Here is a 6,875-nt window from a genome sequence, read left to right on the forward strand (position 1 = left end):
GGGTGTGGGTGCTGCGCCAGGGGTTGATGTCGAGTCCGCCGCGGCGGGTGTAGCGGGCGTAGACGCTCAGTTGCACGGGGCGGCAGCGGCGCAGCACATCGGAGAAGATGCGCTCGACGCACTGCTCATGAAATTCGTTATGGCGGCGGAAGGAGATCAGGTAGCGCAGCAGGGCGGCGTGATCGATGGCCGGACCACGGTAGTGCAGCCAGAGGCTGGCCCAATCCGGTTGTGAGGTGATCAGGCAGTTGCTTTTGAGCAGATGGCTGTAAAGGCGTTCCTCGACTTCGGGGGCATCGGGCAGGCAATACAGCAGATCGCTGTCCACCTGATAACGGTCGACCGTAATGTCGAGGTCGTCGAGGCTCTGTCCCGGTAAAGGGACGATCTGCCAGAGTTCCAGGTCGTCCGGGCGGCTCAGGGCCACCGCGACCTCGGCTCCAGCGACGGCGCTGAGGTCGGCGCGCAGTTGTTCGGCCACGGCCACCTCCGTAGCGAAAGGCGTCTGGTTGTAGCTGTTGAGATAGAGCTTGAGGGATTTGGATTCGATCAGGTTGGGGCTGTGACAGGGGATGCGCAGCTGCAGCAGCGCCACGACCGGCTTGCCTTTGGGATTGAGCCACGAGAGTTCGTAGCCGTTCCACTGGTCCTCGCCGACAAAGGGCAGGGGCTCGCTGAGGCCCAGTTCTTGCCGCTTGAGACTACGCGGCACCGGGCAGAGCAGGCGGTTGTCATAGCGATCGGTATATTGGGTCGGTTGACCCAGCGGCAGCTGATCCAGTGGCGTCATGATGTGTCCTTGTTGCGCGGCGGCCAGGCCAAGAGGTGTTGTCGGACGTTGGTCGGCGGGAAGGCGAGGCGAAGACGCCTTGTGTTTATAGTCGAACGGTTTTTTCGTCAAGGGGAATTTCCGGCGGCGGAGCAGCTCCGTTCCCGCGCGCGCCACGAGACTTGCGGCAGGATGCGCCTGCCTCGGTCTTGGGGTAAGGTTCCGTGAAATGGCCGTTGCCGTGTCCTCGTTCGGCGAAAGTCGGCCGGAATCGGGTTGCAGAGTGCTTTGCCGGGGAGCTTACAAATCGTGTTTTTTGATTTTTCGCCACAGTGAAACCGGGCTGATCCCGAGGATTTCTGCCGTTTTCCCTTTGTGCCCGCCGGTTTGCTGCAACCCCTTGACGATCATCCGCTTCTCCATCTCCTCCAGCGACATCAGGGGGTCGTTCGGGGCCGTCGGGTCCTCGCCAGATGCCGCCAGTTTCGGTAAGTGCGCCGGTTGCAGTTCATCTTCGTCGGCGACGATGATGGCGCGCTCCAACACATTCTCCAGTTCCCGCACGTTTCCCGGCCAAGGGTAGGCGCGCAGCAGATCCAGCGCCCTGGCGCTGATGCTCGTTATCGATTTGCCGTATTTGGCGCCATGGGAGGCCAGGAAATGATGGGCCAGCAGGGCGATATCGTCGCGGCGCTGGCGCAGCGGCGGAATCTGCACCGGCACGACGTTGAGCCGATAGTAGAGATCGCTGCGAAACCGGCCTGCTTCCACCTCTTTTTCCAAATCGACGTTGGCCGCGGCGATTATCCGCACATCCACGGAACGGGGGTCGCGTCCCCCCACCCTGAGATAGGTTCCCTCTTGCAGCACCCGCAACAATTTGACCTGGAAAGCCGGGGAGATGGAGTTGATTTCATCAAGAAAGATGGTGCCTTTGTCCACCGTCTCGAACAGCCCCTTTTTGTCGCTCTCGGCACCGGTAAAGGCACCACGGACATGACCGAACAGTTCCGACTCCAGAAGGGTTTCGGCCAGCGCGCCGCAGTTGACCGGAAGAAAGCGCTGCGCTGAGCGGGAGCTCCACTGGTGGATGAGCTTGGCCACCAGTTCCTTGCCGGTTCCTGTCTCACCTAAAATCAGAACGGTGGTGTCAAAAGGCGCGATTTTGGCGATGAATTTCTTCAGTTCAACCATCTTGCGGCTGCTGCCGATAAGCTCTCCTCCCCGTTGCTCCCCCGCTTTTGCGCGCAGTTCTTTGTTCTCCCGAACCAGACGGACATGTTCCATTGCCCGCCGAATCGTCAGCGTCAGGGCATCCGGCTCAAAAGGTTTCTGCACATAGTCGTAGGCGCCTTTGCGGATGGCGGCCACGGCCGACTCGATGGTGCCGTAGCCGGTGATGAGAATCACCACGCCGTCGGGATTATGCTCCCGCGCCCGGGCGAGGATTTCCATGCCGTCCAGGTGGGGCATCATCAGGTCGGTGATGACGATATCGATCGGGCTTTCGGCGATCAGCCGGGCGGCGGCACGGCTGTCTTCGCTCATTTGTGCCGTGATCCCCTCGGTTGCGAGAGTGTCGCGGATGAGGTGACGCATGGCCGGATCGTCTTCGACAATCAGAATGGAACAGGATTCAGGCATGGGGTTCTCCCGAGTTCGCTACCGCATGGCGTGCCGGCAGTGAGACGATAAAGGTCGCGCCCCGCTTTTTCCCCTCGGCGATATCGATCGTTCCTCCCAGGTCACTGACAATCCCGGAACACAAGGAAAGGCCGAGGCCGGTCCCCTCGCCCGGAGCTTTCGTGGTGAAGAACGGGTCGAAAATGCGGAAGCGGATCTCCTCGGGAATACCCGGCCCGTCATCGGTGATCTTCAAAACCACCTTGTCGCCGGAAGGGGAGGTCGCAATACGGATGCTGCCGCTGGCGCCGATCGCCTGCATAGCGTTCATGGTCAGATTGAGAACGAGCTGCTCCAGTTCCTGGGGGTCGGCGAGAAGGTCCGGCACCGGCTGAAGGTCGCTGATCAGCTCGATTTTTCGCTTGCCCAGCTCCGTGGACAAGACCCTCAGGGTTCGCTGGATCACCTCGTTGATTTGGCAATCCTCGAGGCAACGTTGGGCCGGACTGGACTGGCGGGCAAAACGCAGAAGGCCCTGGATGATGGTGCTGCTCTTTTTGGCCTGCTCGGCGATGATCTCCGCCCAGTTTTTCAGGTGATCGGGCAGGTTTTTATCTTTCAGTAAGAGCCGCGCGTAGCCGAGAACGCTGCCCAGGGGCGTGTTGAGTTCATGGGCTACGCCGGCGGAAAGCTGACCGATGGATGCCAGCTTTTCGGCCCGGTGATAGAGTTCGGCACGTTTTTTCTCTTCCGTAATATCACGAAAGGTCAGGACGCGGCCGAGGGGGCGCCCTTCGTGGTCAGACAGGCACCGGACATTGACCGAGAGCAGCAAGTCCGCTTCCTTGCAGGTGCGGAGCGTGACTTCAACGCCCTGGACATTGCCCGCCTCAGGGTGCAGCAAAGGGGCAAACTCGGCCACCGCCTCCACCAGCGGGCGGTGGCGATTTTCGCCCAGGCGCTGTTCGGTGAGTGCCTCCGCCGCGAGGTTGTACGAGACGATCCGTGCCTCCTCGTCGACGACGAGCAGCCCTTCGGAAAGGCTTTCGATCACGGTCGCCAGCTTGCGTCTTTCGGTCTGGCAGAACTCTCGCAGTTCCTTTTCCGCATCCTCGACCTTTTTCTTCTCGGTGATGTCCATCGCCACTTCGATCACCCGGTTGACTCTGCCGTCCTCCGAGCGTGAGAAGGGGGTCGTCACCAGCTGAAACCAGCGCCCCTTTTTTTGCACTTCCCGCACCAGGGCGGCCTTGCCCGTCTCGAAAGAATCGAGGGCCGGGCATCCCGATGTCGGTCCGCTGCGGTTGCAGTAGACTTCATAGCAGTGCCGTCCGGAAACCTGTTCGACATCGGGGTCGACGAGCATCTCCCGCTGTTTTTCGTTGCAGCGTTCGATGATGAAATGACGGTCGATGATCGAGATGCCGACGCCGGTCGCATCGAAGATGGCCTGCAATTCATTTTTCGCTTCACGCAGTTCATCGATCGTCTGATTGAGATTGGTCAGAATCTGCCGGAAAGATCGGGCGACAATGCCGATGGGGTCCAGCTTGATGAGGATCTGATCGTTGAGTTCGTCCTCTTCAAGGGATTTGGTCCCGATAACCTCAAGCATGAAGTTGGTCTTGTCCCGAATATAGCGGGCGTAGGCGCGAATTTCCGTTTCCAGTTCGAGACAGCGTCGGCGCAGGGCCTCTCTCTCTTCATCGGGGTGGCTCATATTTTCTCCCGATCGAAATTTCGTAGCAGCTTTCCCCCTTTTTAACCTCCACTTCGTAGCCCATTTTGCGCGCCGCCTTAGGAATAGTGCGGGTGCTGTCAAGGTGATCGGTGCGCACCACCAGACGTTTGGTGCCGCAGCGCAGGCTTTCCTCGTGGTCGTTGAGGGCATTGAGGGCCACCAGCAGGCAGGCCGGGCAAACCTGGCCGAGAATGTTCAGGTCGACGATTTCGACAATTTCACGGGATTGCATAGAGTCTCACCTCAGAATGATGCGTGGCAATAGCTGGGCACCGAGCCAGGCCCCCACCAGCATGCCACAGACAAAGAGCAGGGAATGAAGCGACAGCAAGGGCACTCCGCCGAGCAGATGTTTGATATTGCAACCATTGGCCATGCGCGCGCCCAGGGCCATGAGGATACCGCCGGTCAGGGCCGAGGCGCCTTGTCGTCGGGGTGGCCATCCGGAAAGGCGGAACTCTTTGCGCCAGAGGGCGTTAAGAAAGGCGCCCAGCAGCACTCCAAGCATCAGGCCACCTTCCGTGTAGGTATAAAAGTCAACTTGCGGCCCCCCGCTGACCGGAAAGGCAGTCTCTCCGATCGTAACGGCAAAGGTGGGGCGGTTGAAATACTCCAGCGCGGCCACATGCGTGGGGGCGAACCCCTCTGCCATCAGCGCTCCCAACTTGGCGTACATGGTGGATACGCTCAGCGGCAGACCGCTTGCACCATAGGCCGCCAGGTTGAGCAGCGCAAGGACGATGGCCGTTCGCCAGGGCTGCAGGTAGCCGTCGGGGACATCGCCGAGTGTCCACTTCCCCTGGCGCCACCACCAGAGAAACAAGAGCAGCAAAATACCCGCCAACATCCAGGATGAACCACCGACCAGGCCGGGCCAGCGATCGAGGAGGTTGTCATTTCCGCCCCAGGAACTGCTTTTCCCCAGGGCGCGCAGCCAGGGGTGCAACTCCGCGTACAAGAGGCTGCCGAGAACGATCCCCGTAAAAACCAGCAGGTAAGTGAGATTGCCGCCAGCCAGTTTGTAGAGGCTGCCGATGACACAACCCCCGGCCAGCACCATCCCGAAACCGAAGACAACGCCCCCCATCCCCCCCAGGAGATAGCTTTTCTGGCCGATGAAAAAATTGTCCGGAGGGGGGGTGCCAAAGGTGCGTAAGAGCAGAAAAAAGAAGAGGGTCAGGGCCATTGCCAGAAACAGGTGGCGCAGACGTTCGTAATCCTTGAAGAGGAAAATATCGCGCAGAATTCCCGCCATGCAGAAGTCACTGCGATACAGCACCGTGCCCAGCGCCAGGCCGAGACCTAAATAGAAAAAAAACCAGGACCATAGGCCCGTCAAAAACATGCAGTACTCCCCCCCTGTAAACCCCAAAGACTGTCGGTTGGATTTTTCAGGCCGACCGGCTGAGAGGTCGGGGCCCAGAACCTTTCATTGACGCCATCTTCCCTCTTTGGAGTTTATTTCAAAATGTAAGTATCTTTCAATATGAAAGAAATAAGTGGATGGCCCGTTCCTCGGGGTGGTCTGTAAAGAACTGTCCGAAATTTTTATGGCCGTTTCGCCAAAAAATACCACAACTTGCTATTCCATAACAATTTTCTTATCTGTGATGCCCCGGATTAATACATCCGTGCGACGGTCGGTTCTCATGGACGGGACTGATTGGCATGTCCTGTGTAATGTCATGAAATAGAAAATTCGTTATGGCGCAAGGAAACAACCCAAACGACCTTGTTTCAAAATCGCCGCACCTGCTGGATGGGGTTTGCGGCCCGAAAAAAAGGAGGTCCCATGATTAAACAACTTGCGGAAGAAGAGAAATCAACTACTTTCAATCGGCGCCGGTTTATTGCCGCAACCGGAATGGCGGTGGCCGGAAGCGCCCTGGTGGGAAAAGTTGCCATGGCCGAACTCGCCCCCAAAAAGGAAGTTCCGACCCCGGAGCCGGTTTCGGCGCCGGCGCTGCCTTGGCCCTGGAAGAAGCTCGATCCCATGGAGGCGGGCACAAGAGCCTTCAACTATTATCACGAAAAAGGTGGCTGAGGCACCGGCGCCTGGCTGGGGGTCCTCAGCCTCATGAAAGAACAGATCGGTTTCCCGTACACCCTGCTTCCCGATAACATGTTTCATCATGCCGCCGGCGGTTATGGCGACGAAGGTACCCTGTGTGGCTCCATTGGTGTTTGTGCCGCTATTATCAATCTGGTGGTTTACGACGACAAGAAAACCCACTCGAAACTGGTCGCGGATCTGGCTCGATGGTACAGCCAGCAAAATTTCCCTTCCAAGCGTTATGACGAGATCGCCACATACAAAAATCAGGTTCAGCGCGTTCCGAACTCCCCCCTGTGCCATATTTCCGCATCGACCTGGATGATGGCGGCGGGGGCCTCTTATAATGAAAAGCAGCGGAAAGACCGATGCGCCAAAGTGGCAGGCGACACCGCCTACCGAACGGTAGAGATGCTCAATCAGTTCATGGAAGGTAAGTACGCTTTCGTCGGTGCCAATCATAGCGAAGATACGGAAAACTGCCTGAGCTGTCACGGTCAGGAAAATGGCTATAACGAAAAAGGCCTCAGTGACTGCCTGAACTGTCACGACGATCACACGAAATAATCTTTTGAAATCAGCTTGATACGACAAGGGGCGGCAATAAACCGCCCCCTGTCGTAGTATCAGCATCCGGAAGAGCCTCAAACGGCCATGTCTGCTTGGGGTAACACCGCGTCTCCCTCAAC

The 6,875-nt window shown here is 58.4% G+C and carries 7 protein-coding genes; 2 read left to right on the forward strand and 5 right to left on the reverse strand.

Going from position 1 to position 6,875, the window contains the following annotated elements; all coding sequences use genetic code 11:
• The 5 genes from queF to AB7E65_RS11290 all read right to left on the reverse strand — a co-directional run.
• Positions 1 to 790: NADPH-dependent 7-cyano-7-deazaguanine reductase QueF (queF, locus tag AB7E65_RS11270; RefSeq protein ID WP_428745932.1), on the reverse strand; the 790-nt coding region annotated here is incomplete at its 3' end.
• A 279-nt stretch (positions 791 to 1,069) separates the two neighbouring features.
• Positions 1,070 to 2,413, reverse strand: coding sequence for a sigma-54-dependent transcriptional regulator (locus tag AB7E65_RS11275; protein ID WP_428745926.1), 1,344 nt, complete (start codon positions 2,411 to 2,413; stop codon positions 1,070 to 1,072).
• Positions 2,406 to 4,112, reverse strand: a complete 1,707-nt coding sequence (locus tag AB7E65_RS11280) for a PAS domain-containing sensor histidine kinase (protein ID WP_428745927.1) — start codon at positions 4,110 to 4,112, stop codon at positions 2,406 to 2,408. Before AB7E65_RS11280 ends, AB7E65_RS11275 begins: the two co-directional genes overlap by 8 nt.
• Positions 4,096 to 4,365 (reverse strand): sulfurtransferase TusA family protein, encoded by a 270-nt coding sequence (locus AB7E65_RS11285; RefSeq protein ID WP_428745928.1) that lies wholly within the window; start codon positions 4,363 to 4,365, stop codon positions 4,096 to 4,098. Before AB7E65_RS11285 ends, AB7E65_RS11280 begins: the two co-directional genes overlap by 17 nt.
• Positions 4,366 to 4,371: 6 nt before the next feature.
• On the reverse strand, positions 4,372 to 5,478 hold the full coding sequence (locus AB7E65_RS11290) for a YeeE/YedE thiosulfate transporter family protein (protein WP_428745929.1): 1,107 nt from the start codon (positions 5,476 to 5,478) through the stop codon (positions 4,372 to 4,374).
• A gap of 447 nt (positions 5,479 to 5,925) precedes the next feature.
• Between AB7E65_RS11290 and AB7E65_RS11295 the strand changes: the two genes are divergently transcribed.
• Together AB7E65_RS11295 and AB7E65_RS11300 are read left to right on the forward strand one after the other, a co-directional pair.
• Entirely contained in the window at positions 5,926 to 6,177 is a 252-nt protein-coding gene (locus AB7E65_RS11295; RefSeq protein WP_428745930.1) for a hypothetical protein, read from the forward strand.
• A gap of 33 nt (positions 6,178 to 6,210) precedes the next feature.
• Positions 6,211 to 6,753: a C-GCAxxG-C-C family (seleno)protein gene (locus tag AB7E65_RS11300; protein ID WP_428745931.1), complete on the forward strand. Its 543-nt coding sequence runs from the start codon at positions 6,211 to 6,213 to the stop codon at positions 6,751 to 6,753.
• The last annotated feature ends 122 nt before the right edge of the window (positions 6,754 to 6,875 follow it).

This window comes from Syntrophotalea sp., from assembly GCF_050253115.1.
Taxonomy (GTDB): domain Bacteria; phylum Desulfobacterota; class Desulfuromonadia; order Desulfuromonadales; family Syntrophotaleaceae; genus Syntrophotalea; species Syntrophotalea acetylenica.

Bases quoted from the DNA above. Each gene is read 5' to 3' on its own strand.
- AB7E65_RS11290 (WP_428745929.1), bottom strand. From the start codon at position 5,478: ATGTTTTTGACGGGCCTATGGTCCTGGTTTTTTTTCTATTTAGGTCTC.
- AB7E65_RS11275 (WP_428745926.1), bottom strand. From the start codon at position 2,413: ATGCCTGAATCCTGTTCCATTCTGATTGTCGAAGACGATCCGGCCATG.
- AB7E65_RS11285 (WP_428745928.1), bottom strand. From the start codon at position 4,365: ATGCAATCCCGTGAAATTGTCGAAATCGTCGACCTGAACATTCTCGGC.
- AB7E65_RS11295 (WP_428745930.1), top strand. From the start codon at position 5,926: ATGATTAAACAACTTGCGGAAGAAGAGAAATCAACTACTTTCAATCGG.
- AB7E65_RS11300 (WP_428745931.1), top strand. From the start codon at position 6,211: ATGAAAGAACAGATCGGTTTCCCGTACACCCTGCTTCCCGATAACATG.
- AB7E65_RS11280 (WP_428745927.1), bottom strand. From the start codon at position 4,112: ATGAGCCACCCCGATGAAGAGAGAGAGGCCCTGCGCCGACGCTGTCTC.